General features: G+C 33.6%; 34 protein-coding genes. 29 read left to right on the top strand and 5 right to left on the bottom strand.

What is annotated here, in order from left to right:
* Positions 1 to 131 precede the first annotated feature (131 nt).
* Together IGK82_RS11185 and rpmG are read left to right on the top strand one after the other, a co-directional pair.
* Complete coding sequence (locus IGK82_RS11185; protein WP_002359399.1) at positions 132 to 2,267, top strand: peptidoglycan D,D-transpeptidase FtsI family protein; 2,136 nt, start codon at positions 132 to 134, stop codon at positions 2,265 to 2,267.
* A 125-nt stretch (positions 2,268 to 2,392) separates the two neighbouring features.
* A complete protein-coding gene (gene rpmG / locus IGK82_RS11180; protein WP_002356321.1) occupies positions 2,393 to 2,542 on the top strand; it encodes a 50S ribosomal protein L33 in 150 nt (49 codons plus the stop codon).
* A 102-nt stretch (positions 2,543 to 2,644) separates the two neighbouring features.
* Here the strand turns inward: rpmG and IGK82_RS11175 are convergent, their stop codons facing one another.
* Positions 2,645 to 3,826, bottom strand: a complete 1,182-nt coding sequence (locus tag IGK82_RS11175; RefSeq protein WP_430605110.1) for a tyrosine-type recombinase/integrase — start codon at positions 3,824 to 3,826, stop codon at positions 2,645 to 2,647.
* Between the two features lie 176 nt (positions 3,827 to 4,002).
* Positions 4,003 to 4,686 carry a hypothetical protein gene (locus IGK82_RS11170; RefSeq protein WP_129194668.1) on the bottom strand — a complete coding sequence of 228 codons (684 nt, stop codon included), beginning with the start codon at positions 4,684 to 4,686 and terminating at the stop codon, positions 4,003 to 4,005.
* A gap of 89 nt (positions 4,687 to 4,775) precedes the next feature.
* On the opposite strand from IGK82_RS11170, the gene IGK82_RS11165 reads away from it, so the two are divergent.
* A complete protein-coding gene (locus IGK82_RS11165; protein WP_002367290.1) occupies positions 4,776 to 5,009 on the top strand; it encodes a hypothetical protein in 234 nt (77 codons plus the stop codon).
* Positions 5,010 to 5,034: 25 nt separating this feature from the next.
* Here the strand turns inward: IGK82_RS11165 and IGK82_RS11160 are convergent, their stop codons facing one another.
* Both IGK82_RS11160 and IGK82_RS11155 read right to left on the bottom strand, forming a co-directional pair.
* Positions 5,035 to 5,379: an ImmA/IrrE family metallo-endopeptidase gene (locus IGK82_RS11160; RefSeq protein WP_002373917.1), complete on the bottom strand. Its 345-nt coding sequence runs from the start codon at positions 5,377 to 5,379 to the stop codon at positions 5,035 to 5,037.
* 18 nt (positions 5,380 to 5,397) lie between these two features.
* Positions 5,398 to 5,730, bottom strand: a complete 333-nt coding sequence (locus tag IGK82_RS11155) for a helix-turn-helix domain-containing protein (RefSeq protein ID WP_137201325.1) — start codon at positions 5,728 to 5,730, stop codon at positions 5,398 to 5,400.
* Between the two features lie 297 nt (positions 5,731 to 6,027).
* On the opposite strand from IGK82_RS11155, the gene IGK82_RS11150 reads away from it, so the two are divergent.
* Genes IGK82_RS11150 through IGK82_RS11090 form a run of 13 tightly spaced genes read left to right on the top strand, consistent with a single transcriptional unit; the run spans position 6,028 to position 10,758 of the window.
* On the top strand, positions 6,028 to 6,210 hold the full coding sequence (locus IGK82_RS11150; protein WP_002358110.1) for a hypothetical protein: 183 nt from the start codon (positions 6,028 to 6,030) through the stop codon (positions 6,208 to 6,210).
* Positions 6,211 to 6,222: 12 nt separating this feature from the next.
* Positions 6,223 to 6,492 carry a hypothetical protein gene (locus tag IGK82_RS11145; protein WP_002365131.1) on the top strand — a complete coding sequence of 90 codons (270 nt, stop codon included), beginning with the start codon at positions 6,223 to 6,225 and terminating at the stop codon, positions 6,490 to 6,492.
* Positions 6,493 to 6,529: 37 nt separating this feature from the next.
* Entirely contained in the window at positions 6,530 to 6,730 is a 201-nt protein-coding gene (locus IGK82_RS11140; protein WP_430605109.1) for a hypothetical protein, read from the top strand.
* 5 nt (positions 6,731 to 6,735) lie between these two features.
* The gene (locus IGK82_RS11135; protein ID WP_430605108.1) at positions 6,736 to 6,918 is read left to right on the top strand and encodes a hypothetical protein; all 183 of its coding nucleotides are present in this window, start codon (positions 6,736 to 6,738) and stop codon (positions 6,916 to 6,918) included.
* On the top strand, positions 6,912 to 7,106 hold the full coding sequence (locus IGK82_RS11130) for a hypothetical protein (RefSeq protein WP_002399701.1): 195 nt from the start codon (positions 6,912 to 6,914) through the stop codon (positions 7,104 to 7,106). Before IGK82_RS11135 ends, IGK82_RS11130 begins: the two co-directional genes overlap by 7 nt.
* A gap of 3 nt (positions 7,107 to 7,109) precedes the next feature.
* Entirely contained in the window at positions 7,110 to 7,658 is a 549-nt protein-coding gene (locus IGK82_RS11125; RefSeq protein WP_430605107.1) for a hypothetical protein, read from the top strand.
* Positions 7,659 to 7,705: 47 nt separating this feature from the next.
* Positions 7,706 to 8,389, top strand: a complete 684-nt coding sequence (locus tag IGK82_RS11120) for a DUF1642 domain-containing protein (protein WP_430605106.1) — start codon at positions 7,706 to 7,708, stop codon at positions 8,387 to 8,389.
* Positions 8,379 to 8,594 carry a hypothetical protein gene (locus IGK82_RS11115; protein ID WP_430605105.1) on the top strand — a complete coding sequence of 72 codons (216 nt, stop codon included), beginning with the start codon at positions 8,379 to 8,381 and terminating at the stop codon, positions 8,592 to 8,594. Before IGK82_RS11120 ends, IGK82_RS11115 begins: the two co-directional genes overlap by 11 nt.
* Entirely contained in the window at positions 8,591 to 8,884 is a 294-nt protein-coding gene (locus tag IGK82_RS11110; protein WP_002407629.1) for a recombinase RecB, read from the top strand. Before IGK82_RS11115 ends, IGK82_RS11110 begins: the two co-directional genes overlap by 4 nt.
* Positions 8,874 to 10,088, top strand: coding sequence for an SNF2-related protein (locus IGK82_RS11105; RefSeq protein WP_430605171.1), 1,215 nt, complete (start codon positions 8,874 to 8,876; stop codon positions 10,086 to 10,088). The genes IGK82_RS11110 and IGK82_RS11105 overlap by 11 nt, the downstream gene beginning before the upstream one ends.
* Complete coding sequence (locus IGK82_RS11100; RefSeq protein WP_430605104.1) at positions 10,078 to 10,320, top strand: hypothetical protein; 243 nt, start codon at positions 10,078 to 10,080, stop codon at positions 10,318 to 10,320. Before IGK82_RS11105 ends, IGK82_RS11100 begins: the two co-directional genes overlap by 11 nt.
* A complete protein-coding gene (locus IGK82_RS11095) occupies positions 10,310 to 10,552 on the top strand; it encodes a hypothetical protein (RefSeq protein WP_010716251.1) in 243 nt (80 codons plus the stop codon). Before IGK82_RS11100 ends, IGK82_RS11095 begins: the two co-directional genes overlap by 11 nt.
* 20 nt (positions 10,553 to 10,572) lie before the next feature.
* Complete coding sequence (locus IGK82_RS11090; protein WP_002418645.1) at positions 10,573 to 10,758, top strand: hypothetical protein; 186 nt, start codon at positions 10,573 to 10,575, stop codon at positions 10,756 to 10,758.
* Here the strand turns inward: IGK82_RS11090 and IGK82_RS11085 are convergent.
* Positions 10,735 to 10,998: a YozE family protein gene (locus IGK82_RS11085; RefSeq protein ID WP_430605103.1), complete on the bottom strand. Its 264-nt coding sequence runs from the start codon at positions 10,996 to 10,998 to the stop codon at positions 10,735 to 10,737. The two genes, IGK82_RS11090 and IGK82_RS11085, sit on opposite strands and share 24 nt — an antisense overlap.
* Before the next feature lie 46 nt (positions 10,999 to 11,044).
* Between IGK82_RS11085 and IGK82_RS11080 the strand changes: the two genes are divergently transcribed.
* The 13 genes from IGK82_RS11080 to IGK82_RS11020 all read left to right on the top strand — a co-directional run bounded on the left by IGK82_RS11080 (position 11,045) and on the right by IGK82_RS11020 (position 22,810).
* A complete protein-coding gene (locus IGK82_RS11080; protein ID WP_430605102.1) occupies positions 11,045 to 11,956 on the top strand; it encodes a lambda-exonuclease family protein in 912 nt (303 codons plus the stop codon).
* Between the two features lies 1 nt (position 11,957).
* Positions 11,958 to 12,176, top strand: a complete 219-nt coding sequence (locus IGK82_RS11075) for a hypothetical protein (protein WP_002407623.1) — start codon at positions 11,958 to 11,960, stop codon at positions 12,174 to 12,176.
* On the top strand, positions 12,173 to 13,090 hold the full coding sequence (locus IGK82_RS11070; RefSeq protein WP_430605101.1) for an AAA family ATPase: 918 nt from the start codon (positions 12,173 to 12,175) through the stop codon (positions 13,088 to 13,090). Before IGK82_RS11075 ends, IGK82_RS11070 begins: the two co-directional genes overlap by 4 nt.
* Before the next feature lie 50 nt (positions 13,091 to 13,140).
* Complete coding sequence (locus tag IGK82_RS11065; RefSeq protein WP_048942609.1) at positions 13,141 to 13,653, top strand: hypothetical protein; 513 nt, start codon at positions 13,141 to 13,143, stop codon at positions 13,651 to 13,653.
* A 23-nt stretch (positions 13,654 to 13,676) separates the two neighbouring features.
* The gene (locus IGK82_RS11060) at positions 13,677 to 15,239 is read left to right on the top strand and encodes a hypothetical protein (RefSeq protein WP_430605100.1); all 1,563 of its coding nucleotides are present in this window, start codon (positions 13,677 to 13,679) and stop codon (positions 15,237 to 15,239) included.
* A gap of 18 nt (positions 15,240 to 15,257) precedes the next feature.
* On the top strand, positions 15,258 to 17,111 hold the full coding sequence (locus IGK82_RS11055) for a DNA primase family protein (RefSeq protein WP_430605099.1): 1,854 nt from the start codon (positions 15,258 to 15,260) through the stop codon (positions 17,109 to 17,111).
* A 304-nt stretch (positions 17,112 to 17,415) separates the two neighbouring features.
* Positions 17,416 to 17,832 (top strand): sigma-70 family RNA polymerase sigma factor, encoded by a 417-nt coding sequence (locus IGK82_RS11050; RefSeq protein WP_187360339.1) that lies wholly within the window; start codon positions 17,416 to 17,418, stop codon positions 17,830 to 17,832.
* Positions 17,833 to 17,958: 126 nt separating this feature from the next.
* Complete coding sequence (locus tag IGK82_RS11045; protein WP_430605098.1) at positions 17,959 to 18,360, top strand: hypothetical protein; 402 nt, start codon at positions 17,959 to 17,961, stop codon at positions 18,358 to 18,360.
* Positions 18,360 to 18,734 carry an HNH endonuclease gene (locus IGK82_RS11040; RefSeq protein ID WP_002385655.1) on the top strand — a complete coding sequence of 125 codons (375 nt, stop codon included), beginning with the start codon at positions 18,360 to 18,362 and terminating at the stop codon, positions 18,732 to 18,734. The genes IGK82_RS11045 and IGK82_RS11040 overlap by 1 nt, the downstream gene beginning before the upstream one ends.
* A gap of 110 nt (positions 18,735 to 18,844) precedes the next feature.
* The gene (locus IGK82_RS11035; RefSeq protein WP_002365107.1) at positions 18,845 to 19,297 is read left to right on the top strand and encodes a P27 family phage terminase small subunit; all 453 of its coding nucleotides are present in this window, start codon (positions 18,845 to 18,847) and stop codon (positions 19,295 to 19,297) included.
* The gene (locus IGK82_RS11030) at positions 19,294 to 21,021 is read left to right on the top strand and encodes a terminase large subunit (protein WP_002367265.1); all 1,728 of its coding nucleotides are present in this window, start codon (positions 19,294 to 19,296) and stop codon (positions 21,019 to 21,021) included. The genes IGK82_RS11035 and IGK82_RS11030 overlap by 4 nt, the downstream gene beginning before the upstream one ends.
* 18 nt (positions 21,022 to 21,039) lie before the next feature.
* Positions 21,040 to 22,266: a phage portal protein gene (locus IGK82_RS11025; RefSeq protein ID WP_002385657.1), complete on the top strand. Its 1,227-nt coding sequence runs from the start codon at positions 21,040 to 21,042 to the stop codon at positions 22,264 to 22,266.
* The gene (locus IGK82_RS11020) at positions 22,238 to 22,810 is read left to right on the top strand and encodes an HK97 family phage prohead protease (protein WP_002393805.1); all 573 of its coding nucleotides are present in this window, start codon (positions 22,238 to 22,240) and stop codon (positions 22,808 to 22,810) included. Before IGK82_RS11025 ends, IGK82_RS11020 begins: the two co-directional genes overlap by 29 nt.
* The last annotated feature ends 8 nt before the right edge of the window (positions 22,811 to 22,818 follow it).

Genomic DNA, 22,818 nt, shown 5'->3' with positions numbered 1-22,818 from the left:
CAGAAGTCCTTTTGACTTTTTTCAACAACAAAATAATTAAATATTTCCTTAGAGCTGGGAATAATCCTGATTTTTTGACTATTTTTTGTTACAATGAGAATGCGAAACTTTTTAGTGAAGGGACTAGAGGTATGAAGAAAAACTCATTTATAGATAAAATAAAAAAAACAGATGCCGCAGCAAAGAGTCAACGAGGTAGAAAGCCACATATTCCTTTTCGATTGAACTTATTATTTTTTGTGATATTCACTTTATTTGTTTCATTAATTGTTCGTTTAGGGTATTTACAGATTGTAGAAGGAGAAGAGTTTAACAAAAAAATCACTGCCAATTCTTCACTACAAATCACGACACCATCCCCTCGAGGACAAATTTATGATTCACAAGGAAAAGTCTTGGTTTCTAACAAAGCCAATTTAGCAATCACTTACACACGAGGAAAAAATATTGAAGGAAAAGATATTTTACCGATTGCGAATAAAGTTAACGAACTTATTAACGTTCCAGTTGATCCAAACTTAACGGATCGTGACAAAAAAGATTATTGGTTAGCGAATCCTGAAAATTTAAAAGCAGCCCAAGCCCGCTTAACCGATCAAGATAAAGAAGATGAAAAAGGCAACAAAATTACGGACGAAGGCACATTATATGCCAAAGCAGTTGAAAAAGTCACCCCTGAAGAAATTGCGTTTGATGACCGAACCTTACAAGCAGTAACGATTTTTAAACGAATGAATGCAGCGTCACAAATGAACACGGTCTTCATCAAGAATGAAGGGGTAACAGAAGGTGAAATTGCGACAATTGGTGAACACACAGCGGAAATATCAGGTGTTTCAACAGGGACTGATTGGACGCGTGATTATTCTCAAAGTGGTGCATTACGTAGCCTGTTGGGTACCGTTTCAACTGAAAAACAAGGATTGCCAGCCGAAGAAGTCGATGAATATTTGAAAAAAGGCTATGCACGAAATGACCGTGTTGGAACTAGCTATTTAGAAAAACAATATGAAGACGTTCTACAAGGTAAAAAAGCAAAATCAGAAGTCGTTTTAGACAATAACGGAAAGATTGTTTCACAAACCCCAATTTCCAAAGGGGAAAAAGGCTCCAACTTAAAATTAACGATTGATTCAAATTTCCAAAACAAAGTTGATGAAATTTTACAACGAAACTATTCACAAATAGTCAAAACCATTGGACCATACTCAGAAAATGCATATGTCGTTGCTATGAACCCTCAAACAGGTGCTATTTTAGCGATGTCAGGATTTCATCATGATTTAGCAACTGGAGAAGTCACACCTAATCCTTTAGCACCTATTTTGAATTCTGAAGTTCCTGGATCAGTTGTGAAAGCAGGTACTTTAACAGCTGGTTATGAAACAGGCGTCATTAAAGGCAATGACGTTTTAACAGATGAAGCTATTTTACTAGCAGGTAGTAATCCAAAAGCTTCTTGGTGGAATGCTTCTGGCGGAACAACCATGCAATTAACTGCGGAGCAAGCGTTAGAATATTCTTCGAATGCTTATATGATGAAATTAGTCTTTAAAATGATGGGTGTGAATTATTATCCCAATATGATTTTCCCTTATGAAGTAGGAGATGACACTGTCTTTAAAGAATTAAGAAAAGCTTTTGCAGAATATGGTATGGGAACGAAAACTGGAATTGATATACCAGGAGAAACAACAGGAATTCAAAACAAGGACTTTAAGGATTCGTCTTCTGCGCCACAAGGTGGTAATCTTCTTGACCTATCTTTTGGGCAATATGATACCTATAGCGCGTTACAATTAGCACAGTACGTTTCCACTGTCGCAAATAATGGTATCCGCGTGCAACCCCATGTGGTAGAAGGAATCTATGGCAATGATGAAAATGGAGCTTTAGGAAAAATTTTAAAAGAAATTGAACCAAAAGTTTTGAATAAGGTGAATATTTCTGAAGACCAGATAGGAATTCTTCAACAAGGTTTCTATAATGTAGTAAATGGAACTAGTCCTTTTACAACTGCACGTGGTTTAAAATCAGACAAGTTTTCGATTGCTGCTAAAACAGGGACCGCCGAAACGCAAGCAACAGATGCTAATGGAGTAAACCATACAACGGTTAATAGTAACTTGGTGGCTTATGCGCCGTACGAAAATCCTGAAATTGCAATTAGCGTTGTTTTACCACACTTAAATGATGAATCTTCCAAACCAAATCAAACGATTGCCAAAGAAGTTTTAGAAGCGTATATGGAAATGTACAAAAAATAAAATTTGTAAAGTAGAACTACTTTACAAATTTGCCCAAAAGGGTAGTCAAATGACAAAAAAAATGGTATGATATTCAAGTCTAAGAAATCTCTTGGAAAGATCAATTATTAGTAGGAGGGGAAAACATGCGCGTAAACATCACTTTAGAGTGTACTTCTTGTAAAGAACGTAACTACTTAACAAATAAAAATAAACGTAACAATCCTGATCGTTTAGAAAAACAAAAATATTGCCCACGTGAAAGAAAAGTTACTTTACACCGTGAAACTAAATAATTTAGTTAGATAGAGCCTAGAATCCTTATCCAACAAGGATTCTAGGCTATTTTTTTGTTGTTAGTAATTTACTGATTTAGTTATTGATGTAGATTTGCTATTTTAAAAATTTACATAGCTACTGAAAGCATCTGTTGCTTCTTTAGTAACTTCATCAGAAACATGAGTGTAAGTATCCATAGTTATTTGTAAAGAAGAATGTCCTAAACGTTCTTGGATTATTTTAGACCTAACATTATCTGATTCGAATAATAATGTTGCGTGTGTATGCCGAAAACCATGACAACCAATAGAATGTAAGTTAGCTTTTTCTGCCAATCTTTTGGAACGTTGGTAAATGTCTTGACTTCGGAACATGGTACCATCAATTTTTGTAAAAATAAGCTGTGTTTTAAACCCACCTTTTTTCATTAAAGCCTCACGCTGTCTAAGTTTCCATTTTTTTAAGATATAAGCAGTCTTGTTATCAAAAGAAATTTTACGAATAGAATTGGGAGTTTTAGGATCGTTTATAGTCAATCCATTTGTACTGATAGCAGTAGTTTTATTTATATTAACTACCTGCTCTTTAATATCAATATCATTCCAATTCAATGCTAAAGCTTCACCAACACGTATACCAGTAAAAGAAAGTAAGCGAAAAATAGCACAGTCTAAGTCGGCATAGTATTTTAGAACTAAACTTTCTTCTTTGGCTTGATTGGCAATGCTATCAGCTGTATTTAAGAAATGTTCCAGTTCGTCTTTTGTATAGAACTTTCTTTTTGTATTCTTTTCTAATTTCTTTAGCGAACTAGGTTTAGTTATTTTCTTAAATGGGTTTGAGTCTATTATTTCTAAACCAACAGCATAGTCACAAACACGAGAAGCATAACTCAAAAGTACTTTTCCCATCTCATTCTTTTTATACCATTCATTAACAGATTTTTGCACGATCTTGACTGTTAAACGCTCAAGTCGCATTTTCCCGAATGTGGGTAAAATGTGTTTTTTCATACGTCGTTCAGTAGCTATGAATGTGGATTCCCTAACTGTTTTTTTGTATTCGTCCAACCACATATAATAAACTTCTTCAAAAGTGGTTAAACGAGTATGCTCGTTAGCTAGATTTCCGTTATCAAAATCTAATTTTTTTTGATTAAGCTTGAGCTGTGCTTCTTTTTTTGTATTACAGTTTCTGATAGTGACATTAATTTGTTTTCCAGTTAAATAATCTACGCCTAAATAGGCAGTTACTTTCCAGTATTTTTTTCCTTTTTTTGTATATTGTTTAAAAGTTGCCATTTTTTATCCTTTCCACTTGGGCAAGCGAATAGAAGGAATGACAAATTTCTAGCACCTCCTTATTAAATTTTAAAGCCCCTAGCATGAATCGAACACGCTAGAACTCACCAGAGAGGGGGATTTATAGTAGAAATTATGTTATAATTGGCCTATGAAGATATCATCCAATTTTGATGTTAGTCGTTTCTTGATGCGCTAAAATGAAAAGCAATAGGATTTATTTTTCTGTTCCAGTTATATTCGAAATTTGGGTTGTAATGCATTTTTAGGGAGAAGTTTTTAATTAACGAAAGAATAGCTTCATGTACTATTTGCCTCATAATCGCTAAGTGTATGTCTGTGAATTGAACTGGCTGATTATTATAATCAGGAGACCCTCCTAAAAATATGTGATTATTTGATTGTGGTGGAATCTGAAAGCCAGTAGTTCCTTTAATCAATGAACTGTAATTACTATCGATTGTAGGATCAAAGTGAGCACCGCCATCTTGATTTGCTAAAGTGATAATGATTTTACCTCTTGAAAAGTCACTATTTTTCCCAACTCTAAAAATTGTCCCATTCCACCAATCATCAAAAGAAAGTTCGATATGTCTTTTTTTTAGTGGATTAAATAAAAATGTATCGTAGTATCCAACCTTGGGTGGTTGTGCTAAAAATCTGGCACAATAAATACTACCGTAAAAGATTTCTTGTTTGATTGGATAATCAATAAAACTATACATTTTGAGTGATTTTTTACTTTCTATTTGATTTATCAAGCTATGAGAAGTTCGAGAATCGTAAAATAACATTCTCAAAGTGGCAGAAGAACGTTTTATCATATTAAACATTCCGTTATCGTATGCTTCAGAATCCAAGATTAAGGCTTCTACACTTTCGACTAATTGTTGTTTAGTTTCTTCAGGTAATCTGTTAACTCTATAATTTTTTTTCATGAGGTGATAAAATGACAACTCCTTCCGAATTAGTTCCAATAAAAGAAATTAATGATATCTGGGGCAGTCCTAATGTCGAAACTATGTGTTCCGTTTTTGATAATACACCAAATATCACAAAAGAAATATTAGTTCATTTATTGGCAGGGTATCCTATTGTTGATTTAAGCGATGGTGAGTATATACATTTTTTTCAGTTGGATGATGAAGCTATACAGTTTATAAAAGAAAAAAATATTCTTTAGTCCGTGTTCCCAGCACGGACTTTTTTTATTTCAAATAAATTTCTTGTCCCATTTTTAAGTTGTAATGAGCTATAACATTTGAGTAATTGTATTGTCCTTCATATTTTTCGATTAAGCTTCTAAACATATATTGTTCTGCTTCGGCTTCCATCTTAGAACGAAAAACAGGAATTTTATACAATGCCATTATATCCACATGGTCTTTTACATGCTTTAACTCGTGATATATTGCTTCTTCTTGTTCTGATGGTGTTAAATTTTGATTTACAAATATGATACCGTAGGTAGGGTCGAAACATGCGCGTTTGTTCAAAGTAGTAAAAACTAACTCCACATTATATTCTTCTACCAACTCTTTGATACTTTTCATATAAGCACAACCTTTGACTTATTTCCCGAATCTACCCTTTAAATATGCACGAATAACTTCTCTGTCATGATCATCAAGCGGTTCACCGTCAAAACTCATGACGTTATCCAGTACATCATCTAAATCATCAGATTTTTTTTCATCAGTTGCTTTAGTATTATCAGTTCTTCCCAATAGATAATCTACCGATACATTGAAGTAGTCCGCAACTTTTTGTAGGCCTTCTGAGTTTGGAGAAACTTTTTTCCACTTGCTAAAATATCCATTTGAGTAACCTAGAGTAATTTCTAATTGTCGAATAGACATTTTCTTCCTTTTTGTCAACTCTTTTATTATTTCATAAGTATTCATTGATTTGACAACCTTTCTGAATGCTTACAAAAAAAGTTTAGAAAAAAACTCTATTTAGTGTTGACAAAATAGAGTTAAAGCTCTATACTTTATCTCGTAAACAAGTTAATCAACTAAAAAGACAACAAAAAAACAATATTGATAAATAAACGCTAACCGCCAAGAAAGCTATAAATCAATGTTTTTAATGTCTTATTTAATTACGGTTTGATTATAGAATAAAACTCTATTTGTGTCAACTGAATTTAGAAATTAGTTGATTAATTTGTTTACTAATTCAGAGAAAGGAGAAAAAGCATGGCAAATATTCAAGAAACACGTCAAAAAATCTTGAATCACTTTGAGAAAAATCAATGGGAGATTCCTGATGTAGCAAGTGCTTTAGGAATTACAGAACAATATCTACGTAAAATCCTAAACAATCCAGAAAAACATCTGAAACAAATGACCGATATTATTGCTTATTACAAAATCAGATAGGAGGTGATAGTAATGGAAGTGATTTTAACTCCAGAAAATGAAGCTTCTCTAAGAGATTTTGTACACGGAATTATTGTTGATGAAATAGAAAAAGCACGAAGAGATACCGCAGTTGATAAGCGGGTCTTAAATCAAACAGAGATTGCAAAATATTTCAATGTATCCACCACAACAATAAGGGAATGGGAGAAGCTAGGTCTTCCACATGGATCAGTAAGTAAGCAAGGGAAGTTCTACGACAAAGAAGAGTGCCGCAGATGGCTTCTATCACAAAAAAGATAAATCTTGGGCAAGCGAAATTTAGGGAGGTTTTACAAAAATGATTATTTGCTACAAAGGCGAAGATTTAAAAGTGCAAGACACTTGTAGCACCTATGACAACATTTCAATTGTGTTGTTTAAAAGGCAAAAACGAGTGTATAACCATCGAACTAATGAAATTGTCGGCGGCGATGAACGCTTGCCAGAAGCAAAAGCAATTCGAAATTTTAACGGTTCTGTGATGGTTTTAGGGAGGTGAAAGCAATGAAAAAAGTTTATCAATCACGTTTGGTGTTGACCTTATTTGCCGCATTTCTTTTTGGGATTATCGCAAGAGAAAGTACAAGTTTAAATATTTTGTTACTAATTTGCGGACCTGTGGCTGCGTTGTTATGGGTACATCACGACGAAGTGAAATATCAAAAAGAGGAGAAAAAACTATGTTAACAGCTAATGAAGCTTTTTTAGTACGCGAGGCAGTACGAGAAAAGATTGAAACGTTAAGAGATGCAGTACGTCACGAAAGTGCAAAGCATCCGACAATGCAAGACCTTCGCACTCTAAAGCATTTTCAAGCAGAGTTAGAACGTTACGAAGTTGCTTATCAAAAAATGCTCAACGAAGTGGGGTGTTAGGTGGTGGCACAACGTCAAGCAGCAAAATCTGACGAATGGTACACACCTGTTTACGCAGTAGAGCCGATTATCCCTTATTTGAAAAAGGGGAGTACGGTTTGGTGCCCGTTTGATTTGCCAGAATCAAATTATGTCAAATGCTTAAAAGAAAATGGTTTTAAAGTTATTCATTCTCACATTAGTGAAGGAAAAGACTTTTTTAAACAAGAGGTACCTGAGTGCGATTATATTGTCAGTAATCCACCGTACAGTTTAAAAGATGACATTTTAGAAAGGTTGATAGCTATTGGAAAACCTTTTGCGATGTTGCTTAACGTTTCGGGATTATTTGATAGTAAAAAGCGTTTTGAATTATTAAAAGATAATCCAATTGAGATTTTATATATGTATCCGAGAGTTGATTTTTTCAATTTTGATGGAAGAGGAGAGAAATCAAGTCCAACTTATCAGAGTAGTTATGTGTGTAAAAATATTTTACCAACGCAAATAGCTGCAGTAAAAATCAATAAACAAAAAGAGCCTACCTCGTCCGCCAACGAAGTAAGCTGCTAAACAAAAAATATACAAGTAAATAATAGCACGAAAGAGGAGAAACGCAAATGAAAAACTATTATCACGTAAAAACACAAGAAGCATACGATAGCTTAATGGCTTTTTTGGAAGAACAAGGGTATGTCTGGGCTACAGGACTTGAGCCTACAAAAACCGATTTATGGAAATGGCATAAAGAAAAAACAGTTATTGAAGTAAATAAAGCGAATAGAGAATTGTCAATTATTAGTGCTCCTTTTCTAGAGCATATATTAGGAATTACTGATTTTATTGAATGGACAGCAACTTCACCTAAAAAATCAATCGAAGTCTCAAAAGAATTTGACGAATGGGTTCAGAACAGTAAAGAAGCACATATTGATTATAAAAGTTGGTGTATTTGGCAAATTGCTAAGATGGGATGGGATCACTGGTTGGAAGATCCTATTACAGATGAAGAGTTGCTTCCTTCGAAAGGCTTTGAGTGGACGGAAGAAGTAGAAGAAAACAAAGAACTGCATATACGTGCGATTCTTGATGGTTATACAGTGAAAAAAGAACCAATGTATGAAATTCCCTTGTCTTGTTTAAAAACAACAGATGGAGAAGTTCAGTATCTAAGCTATAAAGATAAGACATGGTTTGCTAGTAGAAAACATACTTGGCTAAAACAACGTTTCACAGAAACAGAACTAAAAGAAAAAGTACCTGGATTTTATCGGGAATTGGCGGTGAAAGTTGATGAGCAATAAAAAGATAGTACTTCCTGACTTTTTAACATCGAAGCAAAAAGAGCAGATATTAAAAGCATATAAATGGGGAAAACCAATCATTGTGAAAGGTCCGCAGGAGCCTACGGGAAAAACAACACTTGTTAATTACCTTAGAAAACAGGGAATCCAAGCATTTGAAGCGTGGGAATGTTTAACCATAACGTTAAATGATTTTATTGAATGAGTGGACCAGAAAAGAAAGTTGAAAACCAGATAAAAAAATATCTCGATTCTTTAGGTGCCTATTATTTAAAAGTGCATGGTTCTATGTATCAACCAGCAGGAACGCCTGATGTTTTGGCTTGTGTTAATGGTTATTTTGTTGCTATTGAAGTAAAGCGGCCAAATGGTGGGGTTGTCAGCGCATTGCAGAAAAGCAAACTAAAAAGAATCGAACAAGCAGGAGGGATAAGTATTGTCGCAAGAAGTGTGGACGATGTATCCACAATGCTCAAGCAAAGAAATGTTATATGACTTTCAAAAGAAAATAATTGATTCAATCGATGCCAATTATCTATTAGCAATGGATACAGGAACAGGAAAAACAATCACTGCAATTCATCAATATTTGAAATATAGCAGAGGAGAACCAATTTTAATTGTTGCTCCACCGCAGAAAATCAAAGAAGGCGGATGGCGAAGAGATATACAGGCCGTGTGTGATTTCTACAAAATTGAAATTTCATTTACTGAACTAAGTTATGGGAAATTAACAGATAGTCACAAACTGTATAAAGGTTGGTTTGTCATTTTTGACGAAGCACATTATATCAAAAATCCAACTTCACAACGTGGGAAAGCAGCTGCAAAACTAACAAAACAATCCAGTCATTTTCTTCTTTTAACAGCAACGCCAGCTAGTAACGGCTGGGAAGATACGTACAACTATTTCATCATGTTTGGTTATTTTAAATCAAGAAAAGAAATGAATGATCAGCATGCAAAATGGGGAACAATGTATCTTGGTACACGACGAGTACCTAAAATTGAAGGCTGGATTCATGAAGAAAAATTGTATTCAAAATATGATTCTTTCACTATTTCAATATCGAAAGATGAAGCATTAGATTTGCCGCCATTGATTTTTGAAGATGTGAAATTCAAAAAGAGTAAAGAGTATATGACTGTGGCCAAAGATAGGGTACTAGGTGATGAAGAATACGATACACCATCTAAATTGGCTCATGGGTTGAGATACTATGCGAACCAAAAAGACAAATTAGACTATGCCCAAATGCTTTGTGAAGGTACAGAAAACAACATTATTATCTTTTATTACTATCAAAAAGAAATTGAAGCATTGAAGGAAAAAATTAAAAATAAAACATTTTTTGAAGTGAACGGAAAGCATTCTAATTTACCGCCTAAGCAGTCTTGGAAATCGTTGAAGAATAGTGTCACTTTTGTTCAATATATGGCTGGTAGCGCAGGAATTGAACTGCAATATGCGAATACAGTTATTTTCTACACACCAACTTATTCTTATCAAGATTATAGCCAAGCGCTGGGCCGAGCTTATCGTAATGGCCAAACTAAGAAAGTAACGGTTTATCGTTTTATAACGCAACAGACAATTGAACAAGCCGTTTACCAAGCCTTAGAAAACAAAGAAGATTTTTCAGAAGAATTGTATATGACTACAAGAATGGGAAGTGGAGGAAGAATAGATGGAAATTAAAATAAGTATACATTTGAAAAGCGGCAAATTTATTTCTTACCTTGAATTGGATATAGATCAAGAAACAATAGAGCGTTGGTTGGATGGGCTCTTAGATGATAAGAGTGAATGGATTTCAATAGGCGATTTACCATCAATGTCGCTTATTCCTATCAAGGCTATTGAGTGTATAAATTTTGAAGAAGTAACACAACCCATAGAGCGTGAACAGGAGGAAGTATATGGAAGATAAAACAAATTGGTTAGAAATCAAATTAACTTTTTTTAAGTCTACAGGAAAATTTTATTCGGAAGAATCAGTGCTTATTCCAAATAAATTATCTCTGTATGATCGAAGAAAGTTTTTAGAAGAATATATAGAAAGCATTGATGGCAATGAAGTGTTCACATATGTTTCATTAGATTCAAGCGTAATTGGATATCCCTATATGCGTTGTGCAAAAAAAGATTGGTATGAAGATTAAATTGTGAGGGGATGGTAAAAATGATGGATTTAAAAGAAGTATCAACAGAAGAGTTATTAAAAGAACTAAAAAAAAGGAAAGAAATTCAATCTTATCAATGTGGTATTTATCAAGAGTACATGATTACTTTGATGAAAAAATATGACCACAAGTTGATTGAACTTCCATCCCAATTTGAAACTTTAATTTTTATTTCTCCAAACTAATTCGTTGTTAACATAAGTAACTAAATTTTCATCAAGAGAATAGTATAAATATGCATTTTCAGCAGTAGAAATTGCAGCAGTTGATGCTCTCTTACTACCTAAATACTCTGTAATATCTTCAACACTATTAATCTTGTTGGGAAAATCTTTATCAGATAGAACATCTCTGGCTAAATCTCCAATTGGATGATCTACACTTTCAAAAGTTTTTAACCACTTTTTGAATGTCAAAATAATCACCACCTTTTAAATTAAATAATAACACAATAAAGACAGGAGGAATAACATGTTTGGTGTGCAAAAGCAAGATAAAAATGTAACTGAAAAACGTACACAATATGTTGGTGGTTCAGATGTACCAGTTATTCTTGGCCTTTCAAAATATAAAACACAATTTGAATTGGCCAAAGAAAAAGCTGGCATTGTAGTACCAGAACAAATTAGCAATCCGTATATAAATTTTGGTAACAAAATGGAGCCTGCTATACGTGAGTACATTAATACCATGAATAGCTTAAATTTTCATCCAGAAACATTTATAGATAAGGATGACTATATTCGTTCAAATGTTGATGGTATTGATAATGAAAATAAAATTTTATTGGAAATTAAAACACATGGAACAAAACCAACAATTGCTGTTTATGAAGCTCAAATGCAACTTTACTTCTATCAAACAGGGTGCGATTATGGCTGGTTGGCCATGTATCAAAGACCAACAGATTTTGATTTAGAATTTGATTCTTCACTATTGAAAATAAAAGAAGTTGAACGCGATGAAGGACAAATTGAAAAGATTCTGGATTCAATCGAAACTTTTTGGATTCGTGTGGAATACTTAAAAGAAAAACCTGATATGACTGAAACTGAATATTATTCTATCGGGAATGATGTAAATAAATTAGTTGCACGTGTAGAACGCTTTGAACTTGAAATGTTGGACTTTAACAAGAAAATTAAACAATTAAAAGAACAACAAAAAGAGTTTCGTGAGCTTCTTTATCAAAAAATGGAAGAACAAGATATTAAAAAGATTGATACAGGTGACATTGTGATTACTCGTATTCTACCAACCACTCGTAAATCTGTAGATAGTACGAAACTAAAAAAAGAAAAACCTGATATTTACAATAAGTATTTAAAAGAATCGTCTGTTAAAGGTTCCATAAAAATTACAGAAAGCAAAGGAGAAAAATAACATGATTAGAAAATTACAAAATACACGAAAATTTTATGCTACTACACGGAAAGAAGCAGAAGAAGAAATTCAAAAAATTATTGATGAAACCGAAGGATCAGTGATTAAACAAAACATTGTTTCTAAAAACCATAAAGATTTTGGTGATTACTATGAAGCACAAGTGACCGAAGAATTTGCACGTAGTAAAGAAATTGTTGAAGGAGGATTTTTAGCATGAGTATTTTACCACCAAATAAACCACAAACACCAAAAGATACACCACGTAATTATTTTATCTGGGGTCCTACTATGGGCGGAAAATCTTTTCTAGCTTCACAATTTCCAAACCCAGTTATTTTTAACACTGATGGAAATGCAGAAGCAAACACTGTGCCATCCGTTCAGCTTAGAAATATTAAAGATACAAATGGAAAAATCAAGCGTTCAGTGATTGATCAGCTAGATAAATTAATTACTGCGTTACAGACTGAAAAACACACTTACGAAACAGTGGTTCTTGATGTAATTGACGATATTGTAGTAATGATAGAGCAATATATCTGTGACAAAGAAGATGTTGAAACTTTAGGTGATATTCCATACGGAAAAGGGTACGCAGCATTTACTAACATTTTTCAACAGCTGGTTATTGAATTGAAATCATTACCAATGAATGTTATCTACATTTCAAGAAATGCGACAAAACTTGAAGGGACTACAGAAATTGAGATTCCCTCATTGAAAGAAAAACATCAAAATATTGTAAATGGTAATTGTGACTTATCTATTCAATGTAAAAAAGTTGGAAAGAATTATATTCGAGTAGCAAAAGCACGTCGCAAAGACTATATGCGTGATCAAGTTGATGATGAAACCATTCTAGGAATTTTAGATACTATCACTGGAGTTTTTGGACGAACAGCAAAAACAACAAAGAAAAAGCAAGATGAGATTGTTAAGCAATTAGAGCAAAACGAAGATATCTTGAAATCAGCAGAAGATACACCCAGTGAAAAAGCAACTGATGAAGTTAGTGAAACTAAGTCAACTAAACAAAAGGCAAAAGCGACAGCACCAGTTAATCAAACGGCATCTAAAGTGGAACCAGCAAAAACAGCGAGTGTTCAACGCCGTATCAAACCAAAAATTTAAAAGACAACAAAAAAATAAAACTAAAAATATATTGAAAAGAGGAATTTAACATGGGATTAAAAGATTTAGCAAGTGAAGTATTAGCAGGATTCGATCCAAAAACAGATAATCCAAATGCAGGAGATTTTGATGGACTTCCTGATGGTGAATATGATGTAACGTTGGGAAATGTAGAGCATAAAATTTTCAATAGTGGCTGGGAAGCTTTGTCTTTCACAAATGAAGTCACTATTGGTGAAGCTGCAGGACGAAAGGAATTTATTAACTTAGGTTTTGATGAAAATGCAGTAAAACCATTTATTTTAAATAAAAACATCAAATTAGTAGGGAAACTGGCAAGCGTTGTTGGTTTGCAATTGACTGATGATGATTGGGAAGATGAAGAAACACTTGCCGCAGCTTTTCAAGATGTAATCGGTAGTCAATATATTTTAGTGATTACCTCATCACCAAATAAAAAAGACCCATCAAAACCATATAAAAATTATGATTTTGTTGCGTATGAAGATGAATCAGAAGCCGATGATGTGTCTGTTATTTCTGATGAAGAAATTCCATTTTAAAAATTAAGAAAGGGGCTTGGCCAATGTTTACTTTTTATTGGTTGTACCAAAACAAAAATGATTGGCTAGCAGTTTTCAAAACAGATAATACGTACACGACAGCAAATGACAGAGAGAGCCTAACACAGGCTCTTTCATCTGTCACTTATCTTGTTAGCTATGGTAATCATCGTGGAACAGATAAATTTTTGGCCAAAATTTTAACTGATGGAAAAAGTTCATTTTTACAAAAACAGCTTTGTATTGATTTAAGCCAAGAAGCCAGAAATTGCACTATTGAAGAAATAGCGTTTAATTTACGTATGGACATTTCAGCGCAAACGTTAGAGGAATTTTGCAAAAAGCGAATTGACGTATGCGAAAAGATTTTTGAAGAACGTGAAGAATATTTAGAAACAAAATTCGAGATAGTGAAAGAATTTAATTTATCACCACGATCTGTGACAAAAACACGTGCAAATTTAGCTGCAGAAATTTTACAAGCTAAGAAAATGCCGAAGCGCCCCAATATTTTATTTTTTGATATTGATAAAAATGTACCTAAGAACGAACTACCTGACCGCGTGTTAAATTTCTATGAATCAATAAAAAATAATTATAAGAATACGCTAGAGGAAAAACTCAAAACGGAAAAGTTCAAAATGACATTAGCAGGGTTAACGCATATCTACGGTTTTGGTGGGTTGCATGCAGCAAAAGAAAAATACAAAGGAAAAGGACATTTTTTACTTATAGATGTGAAGCAGTTCTTTCCAACTATTATTTTGAATAATAATTTTCTAAGTAGAAGTATAAAAAATCCTAGTGCTTTTTCTGATTTGTACGATAAAAAGGTTCAGACAGAAAAACTAACTTACAAGACGTTAATTAACGCAGTGAATGGCTCAATGAATAATCCTTATTCAGCTATGTATGATCCACAAAAGTTTTTTTCAGTAACAGTTAGTGGTCAATTAATCATTACGCATTTGATTTTGGTTTTGGAACACTTTGTTGAAGAATTAATTCAAACTAACACTGACGGCATTCTTGTAAAGATAAATCCAATCATGGAACCACTGATTCAGGATTTATTAAATCGTTGGTGTGAACAATTGCATGTGACTGTGTCTGTCACATCAATAAAACAAGTATGGCAAAAAGCGGTTAATGATTATGTGTTCCAAACAACTGATGGTGATTTTATTCGTAAAGGAATATTTGCACCACCTACTTATTTATCTAATAATATGCCAATTGTCAGTGCTGGTGTGTTTGCAAATGTAGTTGCTAACATCAAACCACAAGATTTTGTTATTCAGCAATTCAAAAATGGTGATATTGAAGACTTTTATTATATTGGCAAATTACAAGGTGATTTTGAACACATCGAACAAAGAGTAAATCAAACGTACAAACAAATGAATAATACTGTGTGTGGAATTGCAACTACGAACAAAAGTTGTGGTGGCGTTTTTCAAGTAAAAAAAGATCTACACTCGAAATTACCTGGATCACCAGATAAATTTTTATCTTCAAGTATAGCTACAAAAAAAGATATTGATGTTCAGTGGTATATTAACCAAATTGAAAAAAATATTTTCTAAGGCAGGTGAAAAAATAGTGTGTTAAATTTTATAAAATTAAGCCCAGGGGAGAAAAAGCCAGGCCAAAAAAGTTTGGATGATTTCTATACTGATTTATCAAAATTAGATAACGCAGCTATTTTGTTAAACAAAGAAACAGTTGTAGTTGATTTTGATGAGTTCTCAGAAATTGGCCGTAAAATATTAGAAAAATATCCAACTATGGCTTTTGAAACCAAACGTGGTATTCACCTTTACTATAAACGACCTGTCCAAATCAATGGCCATAAAATTCTATTAAAAAACTGGACCAAGAAATTAACGGTTTCAGGTGCGCTAGTTGATTACAAAACAGGCAATAAATCAACAGCAACAATTAAACAAAATGGCCAACTTAGAAAAATGCATGGCACATTTGAAATGTTTGATGATTTACCTACCTTGCCACTCGAATTATTGCCAGTAAAAGTAAAAAATGTACTTGCTGGCATGAAAGAAGGAGCAAGAAACAGTTCGCTCTATTCTCATTTAATGACAGTTCGTGAAATGTACGAACTTGATTACGATACATTAATGAAAATAGCTGAATTTATTAATAATGATGTCTATGCAGAATCACTGCCAGCTACTGATATTCATGCATTGGTTAATTCGGTGAATGAGAAAGAAATTCGCGAACAGTTATATCTTGATCCAAAAGACATGATTATAACGAGTGAAGCGTTGGCTAAAGAATTTCAGGTGAAGTTTTTCAATGGTTCTATTTTTCATAAAGAAGATAATTATTGGATTAACGACCAAAACAAGCTACTACGAAAAATTGATAAGCGCATAAAACTACTGCCAGCAAAATGGAAACAAATTTTAGACTTGTTAAAAATTAAAGGTGAATTGATCGAAGCTACAGATTTTCCCATTCAGTTTAGAAATAATTTCATGTTAGACGGTGCTGAAATTATTCCAATGTCAACTAAGGAATTTACGCCTTTCTTTTTAGATGTTGATTACGATCCAGATGCATATGATAAAACTGTTGATGAATTTCTGAACTTTCTCGTTTCAGATAAGAAAGATTTACGCATAATCGTTGAAGAGTTGCTTGGTCATATTTTAATGACTGCAGGTTTTCCGCATAAAGTATTTTTCTTGGTTGGCTCATCTGGGGCAAATGGAAAATCCACTTTTTTAGAAATGCTTAATTCATTTATTGGGGATTTAGGTTTAAACCTAGCATTAGAGCAATTCAATGACCAAACGTCTGTGATGGAATTAGAAGGTAAGCTTGTAAACATCGGAGATGATATTGATGCTGGCTATATGGAAAAATCGATGAATTTTAAAACATTGGCATCAGGAAACACTATTATGGTTCGTCCGATTTATTCCAAGCCATATAAATTAAAGAATAAAGCAACGTTAATTTTCACAGCAAACGAAATGCCAACGTTTAAAGATAAATCAGGTGGGATTGCTCGTCGTGTGGTGATTATTCCATGTGAAAACAAAGTCAAAAAAGCAGACCCAAAAATTGACGAAAAATTATCGTCTGATAACGCGAAGTCTTACTTATTAAATCTTGCTTTAAAAGCTATGGAGCGAATTATTAACAATGGTGGCCAACTTTCCTCTTCCGAAATTGTCGCGAAAGTCACAGAAGAATATTTTGTTGAAAGTGATTCTATTTTAACGTTTATTCATCAATGTGGGATTGACGAGAATATGACAACAAAAGGTGTTTATGACGAATACTTGAAAACTTGTGAGGAATCTGGAAGTAAGCCATATACACAAACAAAATTTACACAACGTCTCAAATCTTTAGGTTATGAAAAAACACAACGCAGAATGATGGGCAAAAGATATTTTTATTATAAATTTAATGAAACAGAATAAAAGCCACACTTTTTGTAAAAAGCCATACTTTGTACACACTTTTTTTTGAAAAGTATGGCTCGTATAAAACATTGATACTATTGACTTTATATACTACTGTCCATACTTTTCATACTTTTTTTTATTACTTAAAGAAAAAAAAAGAAGAATAATAGTATATATATTATAAATAAGATAGTCAAAAAAAGTGTGGCTTCTGTGGCTTACAAGTCAAAACCATTGAGAGAGTAAGGGTTTAATCGGCCACACTTTCAAAATAAAAGTATGTACAAAGTGATGACAGCCACACTTTTTAGAATAAGGGGTGATTCAAATATATGAATGGGTAAATTCATTAGTTGCTATTGATAATGAATTATTTGAACTAAAATTGTCTATTGAACTAAACGAAAAAGAATATGCTCGATGGTCCAATTATATAGATAGTGATGGCGATTTAGCAAAACATCAAACGTTCTTAACTTCATTAGAAAAACAAAATCACCTAAAGGGAGTGATCAAAGAATTGAATCAGAGAGTAGAGCAACTTGAAAAAGAGCGCAAGGAAATTATTGAACTTATTGATAAGTTCAAAGGTTTAAATCAAAAGATTTTAAAATTGAAATATGTTGAAGGTTTAACACTTGAAGCAATAGCAAAAGAAACTGGCTATAGTTATCAGTATATAAAAAATAAACATGCTGAAATTATGCGAATGGTTCAATTTTCTAAAAAAGTATAGTACGTACAGTACCAACATAGTACCGACATATTGATTTTCATGTGTTATTCTAATATTGTCAAAAAATATCAAAGACGGCAGCTATTAATTTAGTTGTCGTCTTTTCATTTTGAAAGGAGATAAACAATGCGTGTATTAACTAGAAGTTCAGCATCTGGCACAGAGTATTGGGATACCGAAGAAAAAAGAAATGTGTTTGTACCTAAAGGTCAAGAACCTGATTTTGAAGTTACTGAAAATCCTGAATCAATGCTAAGTAAAGAAGCTGATTTATATGTTGGTGGTTTACCAATTACTGTTGGGAATGTAACGATTGATACTGATGGAATTAAAGGCGAACGATTATTAACAACTGCAAGTGATGATGATGAAGAACAAGATGAGATTGTTCCGTCTGATGAATCTGTTGTATTAGAAGAAATGAATGTAAAAGAATTGCGTGAATATGCAAAACGAAAAGGTATTGAGATTCCAAGTGCTGCACGTGCAAAAGGTGACATTCTCAATATTATTAAAGAATCTGAATAATGCGTTATTGTCAGTTTGAAGGTTGCTCTAATACAACAGAAAAAGGGGCTTATTGTTCCGAACATGCTAGGAAGTCTAGAAAAAAGAAAAAGCCAAGCAATGTTTATCATCATGACAACAAATCATTTTATCGAACAAAAGCATGGCAGGATGTCGCTGACTTTGTTTATGAAAGAGAAAACGGCTGTTGTCAAAGGTGTGGTCGTTTTGTATTCGGAAGGCAAGCACATCGACATCATATAATACCAATCAAGAAGAACGAAATGCTCAAGCTTGATCCAAACAATATTCGTTTGTTGTGTCCGAAGTGTCATGTGATTGAAGAAAATGAAGCAGATGAGAAAAAAGTTTTTCCATCTTATTTTAAAAAATGAAGCCCCCCTATCAAATTCGATTCAAATTTTTTGTCGGGGGATAGGGTAGGGGGCAGTCACGCGTGTCGTTAGGTCAAAAATTTTAAAAATAAAAGGGGGGTGTATAAAAAATGACCACAAAAGCGCAACGTAAAGCGATTATTGATGAAAAAGTTAATCATGAAAAAACGCGAATTTTAGAAATTATGCGCAAGTCTGATTTATACACTATTACTCTTGATCCATTGATTGAATCATACTTGGATATTTTTGAAGTTTACCAATACAAATATATGCTGTGGAAAGAAAAAGGATTTCCCGAAACCCAAAAAACAACAAATAAGGCTGGAGCTACTAACAATAGCAAGCATCCACTAGCGCAACAAGTCGAAGTTTGGGCCGATAAAAAAATGAAAGCATTGGATTTATTAGGATTGACCAATAAGTCAAAAACAGGCAGACAAATTACTGGTGGTTCAACAGCTAGAGCAGATGAAGAAATGAAACGGCCAGAAGAAAAGCCTGTAGATGAATTGGCAGAACATCGGAAAAAATGGCGTAAAAAGGCAGGGAATGAAACATGATTGAACCTGGTGTAAATTATGCTGATTTATTTGCGAAAGAAGTTCGAAAACATCCTAAGAAATATCCGAAAACGGTTCGTTTAGCAATAGATCGTTGGTATCGATGGAAGAAACGAAAAGATATCTGGTTTGATGTTGATCGTGCAAATGAAATGATGGACTGGGTAGAATCTTTTATTGTTCATACAAAAGGCGATATGGTAGGTAAACCATTTCTTTTAGAGCCATGGGAAAAATTCATTTATTCTTGGATTTATGGCTGGGTAAAAGAAAATGAAAAAGGGCAAGTAGTCCGTGTTACTCGTGAGGCATATGTACAAATACCAAAGAAAAATGGGAAAACATTAATAGCCGTAGGGGCGTTGGGATATGCTATGTATGGCGAAGGTGCCTTATCTGTCGATTGCTATGCATGTGCTTCTGATTTTGCGCAAGCTCAGTATGCTGCTAAGCCTTTTGCCGCTACTATCCTAAATAATCCAGTGCTATTAGATGGGACTAAAATATTTAAAGGTCCAAAAGGCACCGTTTCAAGTATTACGTATGACTATTTACATGGAGATATGGCTTATACAAATAAGTTTATTGTTCAGACAAAAAACATTGATAATATAGAAGGTTCCAATCCATATTTTGTTTTAAATGATGAACTGCATAAACAAGAGAAAATGGAGCAGTACGATAACTTTAAATCTGCACAAATTTCATTGCCACAGCCGTTAATGTTTAATATTTCTACAGCTGGTAAAGGAAGTAGTTCGGTTGGTATTCGTGTTTATAAAGAAGCAAAAGAAGTCTTGAAGCGCGATGATAATGATTCAAACTTTGTTTTGATTTATGAACCAAATAAGGGATACGATTGGACAGATAGAAAAGTTTGGGAAATGTGCAATCCTAACTGGGGAATATCTGTTGATTTGTCTGCTTTAGAATCAGCCTTTAAAACTGCGCAACGTTCCGCTCACTCGAAAGCTGAATTTTTAACGAAGCATTTAGATGTGTTTGTGAATGGTGCAGATAATTTCTTTGAACAAGATCAAGTGGAACCGTGTTTGGTTCCCACAAATGAATTAGGAAACTTAAGTGGGGAGCCTTGTTGGATTGGTTTGGACTTATCTAAAAGCCGAGATTTAACTTGCGTATCATTAAATTTTCCTACATGGGATGCCGAAGGAAAAGCGATACTCAAAGTAAAACAATTATATTTTATTCCTAGTGAAAATATTGATTTTCGAGAAAAGGAAGATAATGTGCCGTATTCTGAATTAGCAGAACAAGGATTTGTTGAATTTTGTGATGGTAAGTTAATTGACCAAGAACAAATATTTCATTTTATTGAAGATTGCATGGATTTTTATGATGTTCAACAAGTCAATTATGATCCAGCGATGAGTGACCGATTAGTTGAAAAATTAGAAAATTTAGGCTTGGAATGTGTGCAAGTTGATCAGTACGCAAGAGTATTGAACTCGCCGCTTGAAGATGCCGAGCGATTATTTTATGAGCAAAGGATTATGTTTGATAATCCTTTATTTTTGTATTGCGCTTTAAATGTGGTTGTCAAAATGGATTTTCAAGGTCGTAAAGTACCAAGTAAAAACCAGTCAAAGAAAAAGATCGATGGATTTGTTGCTTTTCTTTGTGCGCATAAGGAAACAATGGATCAAATGATTGATGTCAACGAAGATGATATGGATGAATATTTAGATTCTATCTATCGATAATAGAAAGGCGGTGAGATTTTGAAGCTAAGAGATAGACTTTCAAATGCTGTATATGGATTTTTGGAAAAGCGTGGCTGGATTGAAGATATTTATGGCAATGTAACAAGATATTCACAACGTTTTGTTAACGATTCTTCTATTATGGAATCGTCTGATGTTTATGAATTGGTACAAGATATTTCTAATCAAGTTGCACTAGCAGAGCCAGTAGTAATTGGCCCTGATGGCGAAGAAGTCAAAAACCATTTCTTACTAAACATATTGAAAAATCCTAATGATTATTTAACTGGTTTTGAATTTGCAAAGCTTGAAACAAATACATTGTTAATCAATGGAGAAGCTTTTCCTATTACAGATAATGACCAGTTACATTTAGGATATGGTGTTCAAACGAAATTAGATGATCGTTTGATTGAAAAATTTTCAATGAATGGCCAACCAATACCAGGGAGTATGATTCGTCATATAAAAAATATTGGTGTGGATTCCTTAAAAGGTGCTGGAATTATTGATCTTGCAAAAAGCACGCTAGAAGGTGTTTTAAGTGCTGAAAAGGTTTTGACAGAAAAATATAAGAAAGGCGGCTTGCTTGCTTTCTTGTTAAAGCTGGATGCGCATATCAATCCAAATAACAGCGCTCAACAAAAGATAGTAAAAGCTATTTTAAATCAGTTGGAGGAAACGCAAGATAATGATAGTCATTCAGTTAAAATGATTCCTTTAGGTAAAGGATACTCAATTGATACTTTAAAAAGCCCAATTGATGATGCAGCTATTCTTAATTATTTGGGTGTTTATAAAAAAGACCTAGGAAAATTTTTAGGAATAGATGTAAATACTTATCAAGCATTAATGAGAACAGATATTGAAAAAGCAATGATGTATCTGCACAACAAAGCAATTAAACCAATATTAAAAAATAAGAGCGAGCATTACTCGGCTCTTTTTTTTGTGCCTAATTCTGGTTATCGAGTGGAATGGAAAATTAATATTTTGGACTTTGTACCTTATTCCACCAAAACAAATATTGGGTACAACATTGTTCGAACTGGTATTACCAGTCCTGATAATGTGGCAGAAATGCTTGGTTTTCCTAGACAAAATACTGAAGCAACACAAGCCGTCTATATTTCAAATGATTTAACGGAAATCGGCAAAAAGAATGCTACCGATAACTCATTGACAACAGAGGATGACTTGAAGGGAGGTGGTAAGAATGAAGAAACAGGAAATTCGGACATTTGACATCACAAACCTTAAAACAAGAAGCGAAGAAGATAGTCAAACACAGATTGTTACTGGCTATGCGGCGGTGTTTAATAGTCCAACAGAATTATGGGAAGGCCTAAATGAAGTGATTAAGCCTGGAGCTTTCAGTCGTGCTTTGTCAAATTCTGATGTTCGTTGTTTATTCGATCATGACTGGGGCAAAGTATTAGGGCGCACAAGAAGTGGAACTTTGAAACTTGAAGAAGATGATAAGGGACTACGATTTGAAGTTGAGTTGCCCAATACAACTGTTGCCAATGACTTGATTCAATCAATGTCACGTGGGGACATTAATCAGTGTAGCTTTGGTTTTTATCCAACGGAAGAAACTTGGGATTATAGTTCAGACCCAGTTTTAAGAACTATCCATGAAGTCGAATTGTATGAAGTTTCTATTGTTTCTTTGCCTGCTTACGAAGATACAGAAGCAGCACTAGCAAGAAACAAACAAGAAATGAAGCAAGATATTAAAACTAGAAAAAAATTAATTGAAAAAATTAAAACAGCGCTTGAAGCGTAGGAGGAATT

It is taken from the genome of Enterococcus sp. AZ197 (assembly GCF_050556405.1).
Lineage (GTDB): Bacteria > Bacillota > Bacilli > Lactobacillales > Enterococcaceae > Enterococcus > Enterococcus faecalis.
This window is presented reverse-complemented; position numbering and strand designations above follow the sequence as displayed.